General features: G+C 55.6%; 16 protein-coding genes. 10 read left to right on the forward strand and 6 right to left on the reverse strand.

Annotated elements, in window-relative coordinates:
• Positions 1-2 precede the first annotated feature (2 nt).
• Complete coding sequence (gene mutL / locus FJ695_RS26680; RefSeq protein WP_141188280.1) at positions 3-1,898, reverse strand: DNA mismatch repair endonuclease MutL; 1,896 nt, start codon at positions 1,896-1,898, stop codon at positions 3-5.
• A gap of 112 nt (positions 1,899-2,010) precedes the next feature.
• Here mutL and FJ695_RS26685 point away from each other — a divergent pair, with 112 nt between their 5' ends.
• Complete coding sequence (locus tag FJ695_RS26685; protein WP_141188281.1) at positions 2,011-2,886, forward strand: TIGR01459 family HAD-type hydrolase; 876 nt, start codon at positions 2,011-2,013, stop codon at positions 2,884-2,886.
• A gap of 372 nt (positions 2,887-3,258) precedes the next feature.
• Here the strand turns inward: FJ695_RS26685 and FJ695_RS26690 are convergent, their stop codons facing one another.
• From FJ695_RS26690 to FJ695_RS26700, 3 genes are all read right to left on the reverse strand, one after another.
• On the reverse strand, positions 3,259-3,588 hold the full coding sequence (locus FJ695_RS26690; RefSeq protein ID WP_141188282.1) for a hypothetical protein: 330 nt from the start codon (positions 3,586-3,588) through the stop codon (positions 3,259-3,261).
• Positions 3,589-4,044: 456 nt separating this feature from the next.
• Positions 4,045-4,746, reverse strand: coding sequence for a chemotaxis protein (locus FJ695_RS26695; protein WP_209010830.1), 702 nt, complete (start codon positions 4,744-4,746; stop codon positions 4,045-4,047).
• Between the two features lie 172 nt (positions 4,747-4,918).
• Positions 4,919-5,302 carry a response regulator gene (locus FJ695_RS26700; protein ID WP_006935666.1) on the reverse strand — a complete coding sequence of 128 codons (384 nt, stop codon included), beginning with the start codon at positions 5,300-5,302 and terminating at the stop codon, positions 4,919-4,921.
• Positions 5,303-5,553: 251 nt separating this feature from the next.
• Between FJ695_RS26700 and FJ695_RS26705 the strand changes: the two genes are divergently transcribed.
• The 3 genes from FJ695_RS26705 (at position 5,554) to FJ695_RS26715 (ending at position 8,059) form a co-directional block, all read left to right on the forward strand.
• Positions 5,554-6,000, forward strand: a complete 447-nt coding sequence (locus FJ695_RS26705) for a MaoC family dehydratase (RefSeq protein WP_141188283.1) — start codon at positions 5,554-5,556, stop codon at positions 5,998-6,000.
• Between the two features lie 143 nt (positions 6,001-6,143).
• Positions 6,144-7,142: a bifunctional riboflavin kinase/FAD synthetase gene (locus FJ695_RS26710; protein WP_141188284.1), complete on the forward strand. Its 999-nt coding sequence runs from the start codon at positions 6,144-6,146 to the stop codon at positions 7,140-7,142.
• Entirely contained in the window at positions 7,139-8,059 is a 921-nt protein-coding gene (locus FJ695_RS26715; protein WP_141188285.1) for a DMT family transporter, read from the forward strand. Before FJ695_RS26710 ends, FJ695_RS26715 begins: the two co-directional genes overlap by 4 nt.
• On the opposite strand, the gene FJ695_RS26720 is transcribed toward FJ695_RS26715, so the two are convergent.
• Complete coding sequence (locus tag FJ695_RS26720) at positions 8,022-9,263, reverse strand: glycosyltransferase family 87 protein (protein WP_141188286.1); 1,242 nt, start codon at positions 9,261-9,263, stop codon at positions 8,022-8,024. The genes FJ695_RS26715 and FJ695_RS26720 overlap by 38 nt on opposite strands.
• A 407-nt stretch (positions 9,264-9,670) precedes the next feature.
• On the opposite strand from FJ695_RS26720, the gene ileS reads away from it, so the two are divergent.
• The 5 genes from ileS to FJ695_RS26745 all read left to right on the forward strand — a co-directional run bounded on the left by ileS (position 9,671) and on the right by FJ695_RS26745 (position 16,904).
• Positions 9,671-12,631 (forward strand): isoleucine--tRNA ligase, encoded by a 2,961-nt coding sequence (gene ileS / locus FJ695_RS26725; RefSeq protein WP_141188287.1) that lies wholly within the window; start codon positions 9,671-9,673, stop codon positions 12,629-12,631.
• A 15-nt stretch (positions 12,632-12,646) separates the two neighbouring features.
• Positions 12,647-13,183: a signal peptidase II gene (lspA, locus tag FJ695_RS26730; protein WP_141188288.1), complete on the forward strand. Its 537-nt coding sequence runs from the start codon at positions 12,647-12,649 to the stop codon at positions 13,181-13,183.
• A 74-nt stretch (positions 13,184-13,257) separates the two neighbouring features.
• Positions 13,258-13,971 (forward strand): hypothetical protein, encoded by a 714-nt coding sequence (locus FJ695_RS26735; RefSeq protein WP_141188289.1) that lies wholly within the window; start codon positions 13,258-13,260, stop codon positions 13,969-13,971.
• Positions 13,972-14,172: 201 nt separating this feature from the next.
• Complete coding sequence (locus tag FJ695_RS26740; protein ID WP_247653747.1) at positions 14,173-15,567, forward strand: pitrilysin family protein; 1,395 nt, start codon at positions 14,173-14,175, stop codon at positions 15,565-15,567.
• Positions 15,568-15,569: 2 nt separating this feature from the next.
• Positions 15,570-16,904, forward strand: coding sequence for a pitrilysin family protein (locus tag FJ695_RS26745; RefSeq protein WP_141188290.1), 1,335 nt, complete (start codon positions 15,570-15,572; stop codon positions 16,902-16,904).
• Between the two features lie 34 nt (positions 16,905-16,938).
• Here the strand turns inward: FJ695_RS26745 and FJ695_RS26750 are convergent, their stop codons facing one another.
• A complete protein-coding gene (locus FJ695_RS26750; protein ID WP_141188291.1) occupies positions 16,939-18,447 on the reverse strand; it encodes an EAL domain-containing protein in 1,509 nt (502 codons plus the stop codon).
• Positions 18,448-18,701: 254 nt separating this feature from the next.
• Here FJ695_RS26750 and FJ695_RS26755 point away from each other — a divergent pair, with 254 nt between their 5' ends.
• Positions 18,702-19,640, forward strand: coding sequence for a hypothetical protein (locus tag FJ695_RS26755; protein ID WP_141188292.1), 939 nt, complete (start codon positions 18,702-18,704; stop codon positions 19,638-19,640).
• The last annotated feature ends 117 nt before the right edge of the window (positions 19,641-19,757 follow it).

A 19,757-nucleotide genomic window follows, 5' to 3' on the forward strand; every position in this document is an offset into this window, starting at 1 on the left:
GACTATTTGCGGCCAAACAACTTTTCTATATCGCTCAATTTCAGCTCAACCCAAGTCGGCCGGCCGTGATTGCACTGACCAGACAGGGGCGTTGCTTCCATATCGCGCAAAAGCGCATCCATCTCTTCCGGCCGCATCCGCCGTCCGGCCCGGACCGACCCATGGCACGCCATCGTGGCCGCAACATGGTCCAGTTTTTCCCGCAAGCTCTCGGCCGTCTCCCATTCGGCCAATTCATCAGCCAGCGTGCGGACCATGCCTTGAATGTCCATATCCCCCAAAATGGCCGGGGTTTCGCGCACCGCGATCGCGCCGGGACCAAAGGCCTCCAAGGAAAGTCCAACTTTCTCCAAATCTTCAGCACGCTCCGCCAGCCGGGCCGCATCTTCTTCCGGCAAGTCTACGATCTCCGGGATCAACAGGATCTGCCGGGCCACGTCTTTTTTTGCCAAGGCTTCTTTCAAGCGCTCATAGACAAGCCGCTCGTGCGCTGCGTGCTGATCGACGATGACAACGCCGTCTTGGGTCTGCGAGATGATGTAAGTTTCATGCACCTGAGCCCGGGCGGCGCCAAGCGGAAGGTCGGTTTTTTCCGCTTCAACCGGAACATCATGCGCTCTTGCATCGGCAGAGGGCGTCACCAAACCGGAAAGTCCAGTCTGGATCTCTGCAGCCGGAGCCTCGGCAAACCCATGGGCCGGTGGCAGAGCCTGCTCCAGCGGCCGGAACACATCGGGCGCCCAACGCTCCGCTGTCGCAACAGAAGAATATCCGCCTGCGGGCTGAGGTGCGGCTCCACCAGATCCGTAAGACGGCCCGGCTGCTGCGAAAGGACGTTCCCCGCCCGCCGCCTGCGCCCGGATGGCATCGAGCGCGACAGCGGCATTCGAGGTCGAAGATCGATGTCCGGCCTGGACCAGCGCATGTTTGATCGCCCCAACCAAGAGCCCCCGCACCAGCTGGGAATCGCGGAACCGGACATCGGATTTGGCCGGATGCACATTCACATCCACCAAGGCCGGATCGAGATCAATAAACAGAACCACCACCGGATGACGGTCCCGCGCCAGCACATCCGCATAGGCGCCGCGCAGGCCGGACAAGAGCAATTTGTCTTTCACCGGCCGCCCGTTGACGAAGAAAAACTGATGCTGGGCGTTGCCCCTGTGGTGGGTGGGCAGCCCGGCAAACCCGGTGAGGCGCACGCCTTCGCGGCCCGCATCAATCTCCATGGCATTGTCGGTGAACTCCTGCCCCAAAATCTGCGCGATCCGGGCCAGATGCGGCTCGTCGCCCCGCGCTGCCGGCCAGTTTTGCGGTTGCCGATCAGCCCCTGACAGAGAGAAGCCGATTTCCGGATACGCCAGCGCAATCCGTTTGACAATTTCTGTGATCGCCGCCGCTTCCGCCCGGTCTGATTTCAAAAACTTCAACCGGGCCGGTGTTGCGAAAAAGAGATCCCGGACTTCAACCTGCGTGCCCTTGGAGCGGGCAGCCGGGGCAATTGGCTGCTCCTTGCCGCCTTCAACCGCGATGGCCCAGGCGTGATCTTCTTCACTGTGGCGGGTCTGGATCACCAGCCGGGCGACCGAGCCGATCGACGGCAACGCCTCGCCGCGAAAGCCAAGCGTGCGGATATCGAACAGGTCGTCATCGGAAATCTTGGAGGTGCAGTGGCGGCGGATCGCCAGTTTCAGATCCGCCTGGCGCATGCCCGCGCCATCATCCGCCACCCGCATCAGGGTCTTGCCGCCAGCGGCCGTGACAATATCGATCTGCGTTGCCCCGGCGTCCACAGCGTTTTCAACCAGTTCCTTGATCACACTGGCAGGCCGTTCAATCACCTCACCGGCGGCAATCTGGTTGATCACCTGTTCGCCAAGTTGCCTGACTTGCATGAAATACCCTTTGATTGGTTCCGTTTGCTACGCTCTTCGGATATGGTCCGCGCCGGATTTACATCGATTCCGCGCAATCCTATCAGACTATATACCATCCGAGTGACCCACCATGACCGTTTCTGCACCGCTTCTTGTTGACGGGCTTCATGCCCTTGCCCCGCAATACAAGGGCATTTTGTGCGATGTCTGGGGGGTTCTGCACAACGGCATTGCAGCCTTTGAGGAGGCCCACAAAGCGCTACAGCGCTACCGCGAGGAGACCGGCGGACATGTGGTTCTGATCACCAACGCGCCGCGGCCGGCCGACAAGGTCGCCGAGATGCTTGAAAGTTTGGGCGTTCCCAATGAGGCCTACGACAGTATTGTTACCTCCGGTGATGTCACCCGGGACGTTCTGGTGGCCCAAGGCTCCAAAACCCTGCTTCACATCGGTCCGGACCGGGACCAGCCGCTTTATCACAATTTGGAAGCCACCTTCACCAGCGTGGATGAGGATGCGGAAGCCATCAGCTGCACCGGGTTCCGGGACGATGAAACCGAAACGCCGGACGACTACCGTGAGCGGCTGGAAAAACTCGCTGCGCGCAAGCTTCTGATGATCTGCGCCAACCCGGATATCGTTGTGGAACGGGGCGATAAGTTGGTCTGGTGCGCCGGCGCGCTGGCGCGGCTTTACGAAGATCTCGGCGGAGAAGTTGCCATCCTAGGCAAGCCGCATGCGCCGATTTATGAGGCCGGTTTGAAACGCCTCGCCGAGCTTGCCGGACAGCCGATCGACAAGCAGGACGTTCTGGCGATCGGCGACGGCCTGCCAACGGATATCCGCGGGGCCGTCTCCCAGGACATCGATGTCCTGTTCATCACCGCCGGCATTCACGTCTCCGATTTCGGCCCGAGCGAAGCCCCGGAAGAACACCTCATCCGCAAACGCCTCGTCGAAGAAGGCCTTCGCGCCCGGGCAGCCATTCCCCGGCTGTGGTGGTGATTTCTAGGGTTCCTAGAAAGTGGTATTGCGCCGTGGGATAACTAGCTGGAATAGGCTCGACCAGACCTTTAAGGTACAGAATCCAAACGGCGGCTCAGGATCGGCAATAGGCAATAGGCAATAGGCAATAGACTGTTTGCAGAGGCGCCTAAAAACAGCGATAGCAGATACTCGCTTGGATCGTGTGGTCGACTACCGGCCCAGACGTGCCGGTTGCGCGGTTCCAAGTCAATGTCCGCTTCGCCGACAAAAGCAAGCAGCATGATTTAGAAGCCGGCCCTTGGACTTGAACTGAATTATCCAGCACCTCAGCGAGCAAAATACGGCTTTGAATAATTGGAAACATGAGCGTAGGGCTCCCAGAAACTGCCGCTAGGTGTTACGCTCATTCACGTAGTTTGCCGCGTCCAAAGCTAGCGACATCCAGTGTTTCTGTTGGGAAATGGGAACTAACACCCAACTCCTAGATGGATTCTTCCTTCCTTTTGGGTTCCAAGTCTCTACTCCCGCGATCGAATATGCCTGACCTAATTCGCCTTCTCCAAGTTTAAACGACATGTCGAACTTCGAGAAGGTTGCAAACATTTTCCGATTTAGCATGAGTTGACGGCGCCCCCAGCGTGATGAGATCGAAAAGTCCGAATAATCTCCCTCAATACGCTGGATGATCAATTCAAGGGTTGTTTCTGCGCTGTCGGTCATGGGGCCGCCGTGCCTTGGTCGCCTAACTCAGTCTGAACTTCATGGGACTACGAATGATGAGTTACAAAACTGCCGCAGACTGTGCCCGCCCGCAACAAAAGATCAGAAACGTTAGGACGTCTCGTTGGTTGCTTTGTGCCGTTTTGTAAGAACTGCAGTAGCCCGTCTAGCCAACTTAACGGCACCATTGCTGCAGTTGGTTCAATCTGCAACACATGTTCGCCTCCCGCCCATTTCGGGAATGCGCCACACCTAGAACTAATGTCTCAAAGTCGCCTAAGGCCCATAGTCGCGTCGTGCCAGTTATCAGCAACAATGCCCGCCCAGCCAAGGCACCGTCACATGCACTCTTGGTCTTCATGCGACTGGCGCCCCACTTGCCCCAGCAATCTTCTATCGAAAACGCAAAAAAGGCCGCCCAATGGAGCGGCCTTTTCAAATTCTGTTTTAAAACAATCAGTCGAACAGCTTGTCGATATCGGCCTGGGAATCGCCCAGAAGGGCATCGATATCGTTCTGCGACACGCCTTCGCCGCTGTGCTGCGGGCCGTGCAGGATCAATTCGCGCTTGCGGCGGTCTTCTTCGCTTTCGTTCATCTCGGCTTCAAAATCGGCCGGAATGCGCAAGTGTTCGATGAAAGACGACACCCGCTCATCGATGTAACGCAGCGTGCTGACGACTTTCGAAATCCGCTGACCAGTGATGTCCTGGAAGGTGCAGGCCTCAAAAATGCCGATCATCTTGTTGCTGACAAGATCCTGATAGGCGTCTGTGTCGCTCGGATCGGCCGCCATGATTTCTTCGGCTGCTTCCATAATGGTGTTGGTCGCGTTTTCGGTTGCCTCCACGATGGCATCGAGTTCGCGTCCTGCATCGGGGATTTTATTGCCGGTCATATCATTGGCACGAAGCGCGGAAATCTCCTGCTTCATGCGGGTGATTTCTTTGGCGATCATGGTCAGCTCTTCCGTGACCGCTGGCTGAACCGTCGACAGGAAGTCATGCATCGACCCGGACATCACCTCTGCCAGATGCATCACATCTGTTAGAGAGACCTCCCCTTCCCGAGTCTTGTTTTGTTCCAGGAAATCAATGATCCGCGCGACATTTTCTTGTTTTATTTTGGCCATGAGATCGAGCCTTTCAGTGGTGTCCATTCCTACCGCCGCCTCCAAGCAGCAAGTGCTGTCCCGCTCTTAAGACCGGCGGTAAAACACTCTTGGCACGATTGCCGGCCGCAGCCTGCCTGCCCAGCAGAACTGCTCCGCGTAAATCGGATACCGGCACGGGCGGAGAAAGAGACACATGTCTGCCTCCGCCTTGCCATTCTTAGTCGGAGAAGACAGCCTCGATCTTGCCTTTCAACGTCTGCGCATTGAAGGGCTTCACGATGTAATTGTTCACGCCAGCTTTTTTCGCAGCGATCACGTTTTCCGTTTTGGATTCAGCCGTCACCATGATGAACGGTGTTTTGCTCAAAGAACCATCCGCACGAACCTGCTTGAGCAGTTCGTAACCGGTCATCGGTTCCATGTTCCAGTCCGAAATCACAAGACCGTACCGGCGCTGCTTCATTTTTTCCAGGGCTTCGGTGCCGTCCGCAGCATCGTCAATGTCTTCGAAACCGAGCTGTTTCAGAAGGTTGCGAATGATGCGAATCATCGTCTTGTAGTCATCGACCACGAGGACCGGCATCTGAAGATCAAGGGCCATTGTCTACTCCATACTGTCAGTTTGCGCGGCCCCTGGCCGTGGGCCGATGGACGCGTTATGACTTTGAAGGAGAGCAACACATTTCTCTGTGTCCTCACCTCCCCACACTCAAGGCAATTTAAGGGGAGCAACTGAAAAGACCGTTAATAACAGAGACTTTTTTTCTTCACCGAAAGCCTAATTGTCAGAAAACCCCGCCCCGCTTAGCGTCCGGCTTGCCAAAAAACCGGAAACATAAGGCGCGAAAAACCATGTTGGAACTGCAAAAACTCTGTTTCGAAGACTTGACGGTCGGTATGACGGAAGAACTCGTAAAACATGTCAGTTCTTCAGATGTTGTCGGCTTTGCCGAAGTCTCCGGTGACCGGAACCCGATCCATCTGTCGGAACACTTTGCCGCGCGCACCCCATTCAAGACCCGGATCGCGCACGGGCTTTATACCGCAAGCCTGATTTCCGCGGTTTTGGGAACGCGCCTGCCAGGACCTGGCGCCATTTATCTGTCTCAAACCTTGAATTTCAAAGCCCCCGTTAAGATCGGCGACGATGTCACAGTCACCGTCAAGGTGGAAGAACTGATGGACCGCGGCAACCGGGCCCGGCTCTCTTGCGTCTGCAGTGTTGAAGACACAGTCGTCCTGGAAGGCGAAGCCCTGGTGAAGGTGCCAAGCCGGTCAGAGGACCGTTCCAGGCTCTAAAAGAAATCCTCATTAGATCTGCTTGACCTTTTTGAGCGTTGGCGGCACGTTCCACGCGGCCCGGAAACCTTCTCCGGGTTTCATTCTGTCCGTTCCGGAACGCCAGCTTTTAAGAAATGCCACCTTGCGCGAAGGTCAGCCGTATGAGCCGCACATCATCTCCTGAGTTCAAAATCGCCGAGTCGCTCGAGGCTTTTCCGAGCGCTCTAAAAGGCGGGATTGTTGCGATCGGCAATTTTGATGGCGTGCACCGGGGCCACCGGGCGGTTCTGGACGCCGCCCTCGGTTTGGGCCACGGCACCCATCACCCGGTGTTTGCGATGAGCTTCGAACCGCATCCGCGGACCGTCTTTAATCCGAGCAAACCGGTGTTCCGCCTGACACCGGCGGTTCAAAAAACGGACATGCTGCGGGTCTGCGGCCTGGACGGTGCGTTGATCCTGCCGTTCACCAAAGAGTTCGCCGCTATGGAGGCCAATGCCTTCGTCCAGGATATTCTTATCGATACGCTCGAAATCTCCCATGCCGTGACCGGCTACGACTTTCATTTCGGCCGGGCGCGCCAAGGCACGCCTGATTACTTGCGCACAGCCGGGGCCACGCATGGTTTCGGCGTGACCATCGTGCACCGCGAGGAAGATGAAAGCGCTGAAGTGATTTCGTCCTCCCGCATCCGTGAAAATCTCGGCACCGGCGACATTGCCGAAGCCAACGCCCTCTTGGGCTACCGCTGGTTTTTCGACGCCGAGGTACAACACGGCGATAAACGCGGCCGGGATCTTGGATATCCGACCGCCAATTTACGCATGCCGGAAGACTGTCCGCTGCTTCAAGGTATCTATGCGGTCAAAGTGAAACTGGGTGACACCTGGCATGACGGTGTTGCCAGCTACGGCCGCCGCCCAACCTTTGACAATGGCGCGGCCTTGTTTGAAGTCTTCCTGTTTGATTTTGAGGGCGATCTTTACGGTAAGACCCTGCGCGTTCATGTAGTTTCTTATCTGCGCGGCGAAGAGAAATTCGACAGCGCGGAGGCTCTGGTAGCGCAGATGGATCGGGATAGCGAAGAAGCCCGGGCAGCCCTTGCCTCCCTTCAGCCGCTGTCTGAAATTGACCTGAAGCTCCTGGACCTTGCTCCATGACCGCTGAGGCCGGCAGCGGCCACATCGAACAGAACCCGCTGCAGGCCCTGCTGCTGATGAGCTGCGCCATGCTGATCGTGCCGGTGATGGACATCATCGCCAAGTATCTGTCGGCCAGCCTGCATCCGCTGGAAGTTACGCTCGGCCGGTTTTTCTTTCAGTTTCTGGTCTGTCTGTTTTTGGCGCTGGTTTTGGCGCGGCTGCCGAAGGTCGGCGGGAGCCAACCTGCCATCAATTATCTGCGCGGTATCCTGCTCGCGTGCGCGTCCTTGTGCTTTTTCATTGCGATCAAATACATGTCGGTCGCAACCGCGATCTCGATCTTTTTTGTCGAACCGATGATCCTGACGGTGCTGGCCGCTCTCATCTTGAAAGAAAAAGTCGGACCGCGCCGGATCGCTGCTGTTGCCGTTGGACTAGCCGGTGCACTGATCATCCTGCGGCCCAATGTTGCTGAATTCGGCCTGGTGAGCCTGTTGCCGGTCGGAACGGCCGTCCTGTTTGCATTTTATCTACTGCTCAACCGGCTTTATCCGGTCAAAGACGATCTTCTAACTATACAGCTCACAGCTGGGCTGGCCGGGACGCTTTTTCTGTCCACAGCAATGGTGATCAGCACATCCTTCGACATCGGGGATGTCACATTTGTCTGGCCAAACACCTGGCAACTCGGTTTGCTAGCCGTGATTGGCCTGATTTCCTTTGCGACCCACGGGCTTGTGGTCGCAGCGTTTCAACGCGGCAACGCAAGCCTACTCGCGCCGTTGCAATATCTAGAAATCGTCAGCGCCACGTTGTTTGGTTATCTGGTGTTTTCGGATTTCCCGGATGGACTGACTTGGGCGGGCATTAGTCTGATTGTCGGCAGCGGGCTCTATATCACCCACCGGGAGCGGGTGACGCGGCAGAAGGCGTGACAGCCAACCGCTCTTCAGCATTATCTTGGCGCCACTGCCGCCAATACCGATGGGTTTGAGCGAGCAATATCAATGCTGGCAAAGCGCCAACTGGAATGCCGGTATGATCGGCAATGGCCCGCGCTGACAAGATGAACGCCATCGCCAGCATATACAGTAGGGTGTCATAGGCGAGCAGCTCTTTGTCGGCTGCAAAGCGCCACAAAAACAGCATCGGTACGGCCAGCAAGACATACTCGTAGGTAAGCATATAGGGGGATGTCAGCACACTTGCAGATACCAGAGCGGCGGCTTTGAGATCAAACGGCGCATCACTCCACCAAATCCGGACGGTCCAAACCAGACAAGCGCAGCCCACCAAAACCTGTGCGGCCATAGCAATCCCATGCGGCACACCCAGCATTCGAAAAGCAGCAAAGGGGGACAGGTACTTCCAGTATTCAACCAACTCGTCATTCATAAGAGTTGCAGCGAATTTGCTCTGCTCCAGGAACGCGGACCAGATTTCCGGCCCGAACGCAGCAGCAGGAAGGGCGGCAAGCACCAGGGTCGTGATCACCGCGGTTCCGAAAGTTGCCCAGTAGCGCCCTGCCAGTAAAACAAAGGGAATGAGAAAGCCGATTTGCGGTTTGAAGGTCAGGCAGCCGATCAAGAGGCCAGCCAACACAGGTTTTTCCGCTCTCAAGGCCACCAACGCCCCACCCAACAAGGCCGTGGTTAGAAAGCTGTTCTGCCCATGGATCAAAACTCCGATAACAGCTGGAAACGCGCAGACAATCAGCGCGCCCGTCCATGAACCCCAAATCAGGCGCCCCACATAGGCGAGCAGGGCAAGGGACAGGACAAAAAACAGAATGTGAGACACCCAGGCTGAAAACAGTCCAAAAGGGAGAACCGCCAACAAGTATGTCGGCGGATACATAAACGGCAGAAACCCCTCCGCCTCAAAAAATGCGGGCGCAAAGCTGAAGAAGACGTCGTTGTTGTAGACATCAAGCGGTGAGCCGGACAGCGCGACGGCCGATGCCAACCAATAGCAGAAGTAATCGGCGAGCAGGACCAAGCCGTGATCCGGATCCTGAATGAGACCACGGTCGACATAGAAAAAGAGCACGCCAATCAGATAGATCGGCGGGGCAAGATGCAAAAAGACCTGAATGCGATCGGCAGTCAGGATTTTTTCCAGATGTCGCAACGTATCCATCGCCAGAGATCACTCAAGTTTCCGGTCGAAACCAGGGCAGGTATTCCGGTCCTGCGCCTCACCGAAAAAATGCAATGGAAACCCTGCACAATTGCTTAAGCTTCCGAATGTTTTGGAATTTGCGTCGGTTCAGTGACCATAATAAAGCGCGGAGGCATTTCTTGTTGTCCCTCTTTATTCCTTGCCGAACTGCTGCTATGTCCCATGCCATGCAAAAACTGGTTGTCTTAAGCCCCTGGTTAAAGGTGGCGGAAATTAAGCGAATTACCGGCCCGGCCCTCGGCTGACGCACACGCGGCGCCAGGGACCGGGAGAAGCCTCCTTATTCTGCGGCCAGGCAAAAGGCCGCTGTGTTCTCATGTTCTATGATTATGGGCATTGGCCCGACTGACCGGATCCACCAAGCGATGACCGAAGCACCAAAACGCGACTATTCAGAAACTCTCAATCTGCCGAAAACCGAGTTCCCCATGCGGGCAGGTCTTCCGAAAAAAGAGCCGGAAATCCTAGCCCGCTGGCAAAAGCTGGATATCTACAAGACCCTGCGCAATCAGTCCGAAGGCCGCGACAAGTTCATCCTGCATGACGGTCCTCCCTACGCGAACGGCAACATCCACATTGGTCACGCGCTCAATAAGACCCTCAAGGACATCGTTGCCCGGTCAATGCAGATGACCGGCTATGACAGCAACTACGTTCCGGGTTGGGATTGTCACGGTCTACCGATCGAATGGAAGATCGAAGAACAATACCGCTCCAAGGGCAAAAACAAGGACGAAGTGCCGATCAACGAATTCCGCAAGGAATGCCGTGAGTTTGCCGATCACTGGATCGACGTGCAGCGCAAGGAATTCAAGCGCCTCGGCATCGAAGGTGACTGGGATAATCCGTATCTAACCATGCGTTTTGAGAGCGAAGCGGTCATTGCCCAGGAGCTGATGAAGTTCGCCATGTCCGGCCAGCTCTACCGGGGCTCCAAACCAGTGATGTGGTCAGTCGTTGAAAAAACGGCGCTGGCTGAAGCGGAAATCGAATATCACGACTACCAGTCCGACCAGATCTGGGTGAAGTTCCCGATCGTGGAAGCCGGTGGCACCGATGAAGCCGCAGCCGAGCAACTGCTCGATGCCTCTGTTGTCATCTGGACAACCACTCCCTGGACCATTCCGGGTAACCGGGCCGTTTGTTACTCCACGCGGATCAACTACGGTCTTTATGAGGTTACCCAGGACGGTCTGCCCGACGACAACTGGGTGCAAAAGGGTGACTTGCTGATCTTGGCCGATGCTCTGGCTGCGGATGTGTTCAAAAACGCTCGCATTGAAGATTTCTCGCTGGTTCGTGCCGTGTCGCCGGAAGAACTCGGATCTCTCACGCTAGCGCACCCATACCGCGACATGGATCTCGGCGGCTATCAGTTTGATGTTCCGCTTCTGGACGGGGACCACGTCACTGACGATGCTGGTACCGGCTTTGTGCACACAGCCCCAGGCCATGGTGCCGATGACTTTGAGATCTGGATGGCCAACGCCCGTGACCTGGATGAGCGCGGCATCGATACTTCGATCCCGTTCACTGTCGCAGACGACGGCTTTTACACCAAGGATGCGCCGGGCCTTGAAGGCAACCAGGTGATCACCCACAAGGGTGAAAAAGGTAAGGCCAACAAAGCCAACATCGAGTTCCTGAAGGATGCCGGCGCTCTGATTGGCCTTGGCCGGATGAAGCACCAGTACCCACATTCCTGGCGGTCCAAGAAGCCAATCATCTTCCGCAATACGCCGCAATGGTTCGTCTATATGGACAAGAAATTGTCTGGTGAGGGCGACACACTGCGCACCCGGGCTCTCAACGCGATTGACGAGACTCGCTTTGTACCGGGCTCCGGTCAGAACCGTTTGCGTTCGATGATCGAAAACCGCCCGGACTGGGTTCTCTCCCGCCAGCGCGCCTGGGGTGTCCCGATCACAGTTTTCATCAACAAGGACACATCCGAAGTTCTTAAAGACGAGACGGTCAATCAGCGGATCTACGACGCGTTTGTCGCCGAAGGTGCCGATGCGTGGTTCGCAGAGGGCGCCAAGGAAAGGTTCCTTGGCAATGATTTCGCTGCGGACGAGTGGGACATGGTTATGGACATCCTGGATGTCTGGTTCGACTCAGGATCCACTCATGCCTTCTGCATGGAAAAACGCGCCGACCTCAACCCGAAGCGTAAACCGCAGGGCGGCAAGGATTATGTCCTTTATCTGGAAGGATCGGATCAGCATCGCGGCTGGTTCCATTCGTCCCTTCTGGAAAGTTGCGGCACCCGCGGCCATGCGCCATACGACGCGGTTCTGACCCACGGCTTCACCATGGCCGAAGACGGCCGCAAGATGTCCAAGTCTCTGGGTAACCAGGTGTTCCCACAGGACATCATCAAGCAGTATGGTGCCGACATCCTACGCCTTTGGGCGGCCTCTTGTGATTATTCCGAAGATCAGCGGATTGGCCCGGAAATCATCAAGACCAGTGTCGACAGCTACCGGAAACTGCGCAACACACTGCGCTGGATGCTCGGCTCGCTGGCCCATGCAACCGGCGAAGAAGTCTCTGTTGCGGACATGCCAGAGCTGGAACGCCTGATGCTGCACCGGCTTGCAGAACTCGATGAAATGGTGCGCGAAGCGTATTGGGAGTACGACTATAAAAAGATCTTCCATCAGCTGTTCACCTTCATGACGGTGGAGCTGTCGGCGTTCTACTTCGACATCCGTAAGGATGCGCTGTACTGCGATGCAGCGTCTTCTGTGCGCCGCAAAGCTTCTCTTTATGTCATCGACAAGCTGTTTAATTGCCTGGTGACCTGGATGGCTCCCATGCTGCCGTTCACGATGGACGAGACCTGGGTCTCCCGCTACGGCGAAGATACGTCCGTCCATCTGGAGCAGTTCCCGGCGGTCCCGTCCGAGTGGAAAGACGAAGCGTTGGCGGCCAAATGGGCGAAGATCAAGACGGTCCGCCGTGTGATCACCGGCGCATTGGAGATCGAACGCCGCGAAAAGCGGATCGGGTCTTCTTTGGAAGCACATCCGGTCGTTCATGTGACCGATGCGGATCTGATGACAGCACTGGAAGGCCAAGATATGGCCGACATCGCGATCACCAGCCAGTTGACCCTGTCGGCTGAGGCAGCGCCCGAGACTGCTTTTACTTTGGACGACACCAAAGGTGTTGCCGTGGTGCCGGCCATGGCTGAAGGTCAAAAATGCGCCCGCTCCTGGAAGATCCTTCCGGAAGTCGGTTCTGACGCCGACTATCCGGACGTGACTGTTCGGGACGCAAACGCTTTGCGCGAGTGGGATGCAGCCCACGCGGCCGCATAATTGCCGGAGCAGCCAGTGACGCCCGACGGCAACCAGCCCAGTGAACCACTAAAACGCCCCTATATCTGGGGGCGTTTCAGCGGGTTTGTGTTTGTCATTGCCGCCGTTTGTCTCATCCTTGACCAAGTAACAAAAGTCTGGATTGTCCACAGTGCCGACGTGGCAACGAATGGACCAATCAAACTTCTGCCGATTCTGGACCTGATCCTGATCTGGAACCGGGGAATTTCCTACGGACTGTTTCAACAGGACAGTGATCTTGGCCGTTGGCTGCTTGCTCTTTTTACGGTCGCAGCAACAATTGCCTTGTGGGTCTGGTCCACCAGAGTTCCGTCGAAACTCCCTGCCCTTGCGCTCGCTCTGATTATCGGCGGCGCCATCGGAAACGGTATCGACCGTGTCGTCTATGGCGCGGTTGTCGATTTCGTCTATTTCCACGTTGGCAGCTTTTCCTGGTACGTCTTTAACCTCGCCGATGTGTGGATCGTTGCAGGCGTAGCAGGTCTCCTGTATGACAGTTTCACAAATGGTCCTAATTCAGCCGCAAATTAGCGCTTTAAAGACCAAATACGATCGTGATGAGCATGACCCCGGTCGATAATCCCGGGTCATTATGAGGATATACTGTGGTGTGGACGCTGGGCGATTTCATCTCCAAGAGTTTTGTGTTGGCTGCGGTGACAGCTCTTGCAGCCTGCCAAGCAGCGGATGGGACGACCGTTGCCCCAGATACCGCCCTTGTGAACAACCTCATGGCTGGGCTTGGGGCAGTCGATCCTAATAAGAAAGAGATCGACTACAAGCCACGCGCTCCTCTTGCGATGCCAGCTGAAGGTAGCAACTTACCGGAGCCAGAAACACAAGTTGCTGGGACCAACGCTGCGAATTGGCCACAAGAGCGAAACAACGAAGAGCTGAATGCGTTACGCGAGCGCTATAAAGAGTCGTATGACTATAATGGCGACCTTAAGCGGTTGACACCTGAGCAGATGGCAGGCTTCGAGATTGTTGGATCAGAGAAGAAAGAATTTAAGCCCGGCAAAGTGGATGTTCAGCGCCCAGATGGTTCGACCAACCGCATCTCAATAGAAGAAATGAAAACAGGTTCAAAACGCTTCGATGAGCTGAAGCAGCAGAAAGACGGATCAAAAAGCGCAGAATTCGCTCTGAAAAGAAATTATCTCATTGAGCCACCTGCAGCTTACAGCACGCCGTCGGCGGATGCCCCGATGCCATCTGCGAATATCGAGGTCAAAAAAACCTTCGCACCGCTCCAACGTGACCATGAATCCAACCGGTTGGATCCGCGTTGCCTGGAAGGAAACGCGAAGTACTGTTGATGACATTGGCCTGACTGGCATTCAGGCGAAAATAACAAATATTTAATGCAGCCTCCGGACTTCTTAGCCCTATATGGGTCTGAAGGCCGGAGGCTTTTTTGTATGGGCAGGAAATAGGAGCCCCTAGTGACTGGATTGCATCGATTATTTCAATCGACATGCCGCTGCTGGACTGCACCCCGGGTGCTTTGCGCGGGTTTGTTGACAACAACCATTCTCGCCGTGTCGGCTACTGTTCCAATAACCGAGCATGCATTCGCGGCTGAAACGGCGCAAGAGGACATCGTCATTGCGCCCAATTTGGAACGTTTCGTTTTGGAGAACGGACTGGAGGTGGTGGTCATCCCGGATCGCCGTGCCCCAGTCGTCACCCATATGCTCTGGTACAAAGTCGGTTCCGCCGATGAACCGGACGGTCAGTCTGGAGTCGCGCATTTCCTTGAACACCTGATGTTCAAGGGTACGACAAACAATCCGGATGGTGCCTTCTCCAAGATGGTCGCAGACCGTGGCGGACAAGAAAACGCCTTCACGAGCCTGGATTACACCGCCTACTTCCAGCGGGTTGCCAAAGAACACTTGCCGCTCATGATGGAGCTTGAGGCAGACCGAATGGAAAATCTTGTTCTCAGCGATGAGGTCGTTGCGCCGGAACGGGATGTTGTGCTGGAAGAGAGGCGGGACCGGGTCGACAGTCAGCCCAGATCCCGGCTCCGGGAAGCAATGAACGCGATCACCTTTGTTAATCACCCCTATGGCTCTCCGGTGATCGGCTGGGAAAGCGAGATTGAGGCATTAAATGCGGAGGCTGCGATCGCCTTTTATGATCGCTTCTACACCCCCAACAATGCAGTTCTGATCGTTGCCGGCGACGTTGACCCAGACAATGTAAAAGAGTTGGCGAAGGCCACTTATGGGAAAGTCGCCCGGCGGGCCGAGCCTGGTAACCGTGTGCGTCCTGCAGAACCGCCGCTGTCAGGTGAACGCCGAATTGCTGTTACTGATCCGCGGGTCCGGCAGGAATCTGTTTCGCATACCTGGATCGTCCCCAGCCAAACAACCGGTGAAGGCCGGACGCCCGAAGCCCTGGATATCCTCGCCTATATCCTCGGAGAAGGACCGACGAGCCGCTTGCATAAAAAACTGGTTCTTGAGACGGAAACCGCCATTAGCTCGGGCGCCTATTATCAGGGTGGTGCGCTAAACCAAGGCCGATTTTATGTCTATGTCTCACCGCGGCCTGGCCATACCTTGGAAGAAGTTGAAGCGTTGGCAGCAGAAGAACTGCAAAAGCTCTTGGACACGGGTGTCACCGACGAAGAAGTGGAGCGCGCCAAATACAGCATGATCGCAAGCTCAATTTATGCGCAAGACAGCCAGTCCGGCCTTGCCCGTTTGTTTGGCTCGGCACTCACCACCGGACTGGCGGTTGACGATGTGCAAACCTGGCCCAGTCAAGTCCAAGCCGTAACAAAAGACGATGTTTTGGAAGCTGCCCGAACCTACTTATCGGGTGTTCCTGTGACCGGGGAATTGAGAATCCCGCAGCCTGACACCGAAGCAAGCGGCCCGGATAAATCCGGCAAGGAGTCTTGATCATGAACCTTCTGCGTATTCGTTCCAAGACACTGGTCGCATCTGCGCTCCTTGCCGTTATCATGCTGCTCGGTAGCCGCACAGCTTGGGCCGTCGAAATCCAGAAAGTGATTAGTTCTGAAGGCATCGAAGCTTGGCTGGTGGAAGATCACACCGTTCCGCTGGTGGCTCTGAATTTCTCCTTTGATGGTGGTTCCTCGCAGGACCCTGTGGGCAAAGCCGGGCTTACACGCCTTCTGGCAGCCACCCTTGATGAAGGCTCCGGTGACTTAAGTTCCGAAGACTATCAGGCACGTCTCGAAGAACTTGCGATCAGCGTAGGTTTCAGCACCGGAAAAGATCGGTTTTATGGCAACTTAAGAACCCTGACCCGAACCTTGCCCGAAGCGGCAGAAATGCTTGCGACAGCTTTGAATGCCCCCCGTTTTGATGCTGCCCCAGTCGAACGCATGAAAACCAGCCTCATCACGCAGGCCCGGCGCAATGAAACCAGTCCAGATGCAATCGCGGGACGCACACTCGCTGAAGCGGTTTTTGGAGACCATCCTTATGCCCGCCCCACTTTGGGAACTGAAGAAACGCTTGAAACGCTGAGCTCTGAAGATCTAGAAGCTCAGAAGTCAAAACTGATTGCGAAAAGCGGACTGAAAATTGGCGTGGTTGGGGCCATTGATGCCGAAACCTTAAAGCCGTTGCTGGATCAGGTGTTTGGGGGACTGCCGGACAACGCTGACCTACAGCCGATCTCGGATCTGACACCGGAAACAGGCGAAGATGTTCACGCGTTTCTCGAGGTGCCACAAACCACGGTGCTGGTCTCTTTACCTGGCCTCAAGCGGGACGATCCAGATTATCAGGCCGCTTACGTGATGAACCATATTCTTGGTGGCGGATCTTTCACTTCTTGGATGTATCAAGAAGTCCGGGAAAAGCGCGGTCTGTCTTATGGCGCCGGCACCTCGCTTTCACCTTACAAACATACAGGTCTTCTGATCGGCTCAGCCGCAACAAAAGCGGAACGGTCTGACGAAACAGTCGAAGTTATCCGCGCACAGCTCAAACGGATGGCCGAACAGGGTCCGACACAAGCCGAACTTGAGAGCGCCAAACGCTACATAACTGGGTCCTATCCCCTGCGGTTCGACAGTTCAGGTAAGATTGCCAGCCAGTTGGTGGCCCTGCAAAATGCAGACCTCGGCATGGATTACTTCGACCGGCGCAACAGCGAGATCGAGGCCGTCACACTAGAAGACGTCAACCGAGTGGCCCAACGTCTATTTGCTGGGGTTGAACCCACCATCATTCAGGTTGGTCCCAACGGTCAGGCGACAGACTGAACGATCATCAAGTGGACAAAAAAAAGCGGCGGGCCTAGCCCGCCGCTTTTTTACGAGGAGCTGGTGTCCCCTGAAGCACTTCGGCCCGAACCGGCCTTGGTGGTGAGAACAAGTTGCCCTGCGCCAGCTTGATGTCGAAATCAAGCAGCTCCAGGACCTGAGATTCCGTTTCTACGTGATCTGTGATCAGCTCCATCCCATATCGATGCAACAGATCGCCAAAGTCCGCTGGATGGATATGTCCGTGATTGGTTTCCCGGCGGCCAATCAGATAATCAGCATTCAATTTGCCATACCTAAAGCCATGGCCCGCGAGGCTGTTGAAGTCCATTTTCATGTCATCGATCTGATCGACAGAAAAGCGGAAACCAGCATCGTATAGAGCCGACATCCGATCAAAATCGGCAGTGCTCATGCCCGCAATGTCGGCCTGTGAAAACTCAAAAACCAGAGCCCCGGAAAACTCTTTATGGGTCCGCACAAACTCAAGGAAGCCCGGAAAGAAGGTTTCATCTGATAGAGACTGGGATGAAATGTTGCAAAACAGGATCGCGTTCTTGTTCCGTGACATTAACCGGCGGATCACCTGCACCGACCGGAACAGCAGCAAGTTGTCGATCCGGGCAATCTGGCCTGAACGAACGGCTTCAGGCAGGAATGCCCGCGCTTCGATTGAATCGCCATTGGCGTTGCGCAGCCGGGTAAAGGCTTCGTAGTGTTTCACTTGGCGTTGCGGCAGGCTGACGATCGGCTGAAGATAGAGTTCCACACGGTTTGCGTTCAGAGCCGACATAATCAGCTCGTTCATCGCGGCGTCCGGACCTGGCTGTTCCAAACGGGAGACCTGCGGATCAGCCGGCAGCTCTGCAAACTCCTCACCACCAGCTGAAATGTCTGCCGCCGGCATTGGCGGTTGCCCGTCCCGGGGCACGTGAACACCATAGCGGCGGTCTAACTCCGACATATCTCTATGTGTCGGGACAGCCCCCTCATTATATGGCCCAGGCTGCGGCGGGGGTGCAAAAGGATGTTGTGGCGGCGCTGCAGGAGCAGGAGCACGCGAATAAGGATCCTGATAGTTCTGGTTCTGGCCGTGTGCCGGAGCAAAACCCGGCGATGGTTGTGGCGTTTGCGGATACTGAGGCAAGCTTTGAACTGGTGGCGGCGGCGCGATCGCCTGCTGGTCTTCAACCTTGGTTTCAAGGTCAGACATGGCTTCGGCCATCTGCTTGACCAATGTTCCAAGGACTTCAACTTCGGCAAACAGCGGATCGATTTCTGCACGTGTCCGGCGTGGCATGCTGTGCTCCATGCCTGTCAGGCGCCCTTCGAGGTTGCCGACATCCTCATCCAGATCGGTCATACGCTCTTCTAGGCGTTCAACCGCGTCGCTGACCGCACTTCTGTCCCTGGATCGTCCAATAAGGAGATGAACCAAGATCATGGTGCACATTAGGGCAAGCGACAGCGACACGGCTTCGCCGAATGGGCGACCGAATTGGAACACCATCACCGCCGCCGAGGACAGCGCGATGATCGCCATGCATATTGCTACAAATATCGTCGCGGTCCGGCCCATTTGGTGCTGAATCTACCCGATGCGAATCAAAAAACACTGGTTAATCATGCCTTAAGAAGGCTTTGGCTCCGAATCCGCAAGCCCCCCTCTAGCGAGTTTTTGGCGACTTGTCCCCGACTATGCGCGCTTTCCAACTTCAAAACGACCTGTTTTGGCTATCAGTTGCGACATAATTAAGTGAATGAGCTGTTTGAAAAGCAAAGTCCCAGATCAGGATTTTGACCTATTGGGGATTGAAATTCAACAAACCCTGCGCAATATTACGCTACGTAATTTTTTCATTATTTGAATGCACCTGTTCTAGCAACGAGGCTAAAGCTATGCCCGCGTCCGGGCAATCATCGAGGTGGGAAGACAGGAAAAGCGGCTCCGGCACAACACAACCTGCTCCCAAATTCTCGTCGCCTTCAAAAAGCGATCAAGGCCGCGCTTTGGATGACCGGGAGACCCCGACCGAGAACGCAAAGCAAACCAATCCGCATCAAGCACGGCTTATCGAAGATTGCCTTGATAAGGTGCTGAATAGCTCTGAATTTAAAACAACACCGCAACTTCGGGCATTTTTACAATTTATCGTTGATGCAGCGCTGAAGGGCCGGAAACAGGACCTAAAAGGCCATATAATTGCGGTTGAGGCACTCGGTCGCGGGCCCGGCTTTGATCCAAATTCAGATCCCATTGTCAGAGTGGAAGCCGCCCGGCTGCGGTCCCGCCTTAGCGACTATTACTCGGGTTCTGGATCTGATGATCCTGTTCAGATCACTGTACCAAAGGGAGGCTATGCGCCGGTCTTTCTTGAAGTAGCTGATCCTGCGGCTACTGATGACCCGGTTGACATAACTGGGACCGAGCCGGACCGGAATGAACCAGTTCAACACCAAATGACATCGCACACTTTGCCAGGCGGCGGCAGTCTCTCTGTGCCCCAATCGCAGCTTTCAAGCTCGTCTGGTTTTCAAGATCGGCCAACCGCTGGTGATTTTCTTCAACAAGAAATGCCCGCAGCGCAGGAAGGCCCCATTCTCCGGGAAGACAGCACCACTTCGTATTTAGGCGAACTTCGCAAGATATTGACCCAGCCGCGTTTCACGCTGCTTTGGATTCTGATTGCCGGCATGGTGTGTTTTCTGGCCGGATATTTGGCTGGCCGGGGATAACTCAACGGTATTTGCGCCCTTTTCGGGTAAAAAATGCAATTTGCTTCATCTGACAACGCTTTGTTTACCCTGTTTGGCGAATTATCCCTTTAGCCGGACTTTCGGCACCCGATTGAC

It is taken from the genome of Labrenzia sp. PHM005 (assembly GCF_006517275.1).
Lineage (GTDB): Bacteria > Pseudomonadota > Alphaproteobacteria > Rhizobiales > Stappiaceae > Roseibium.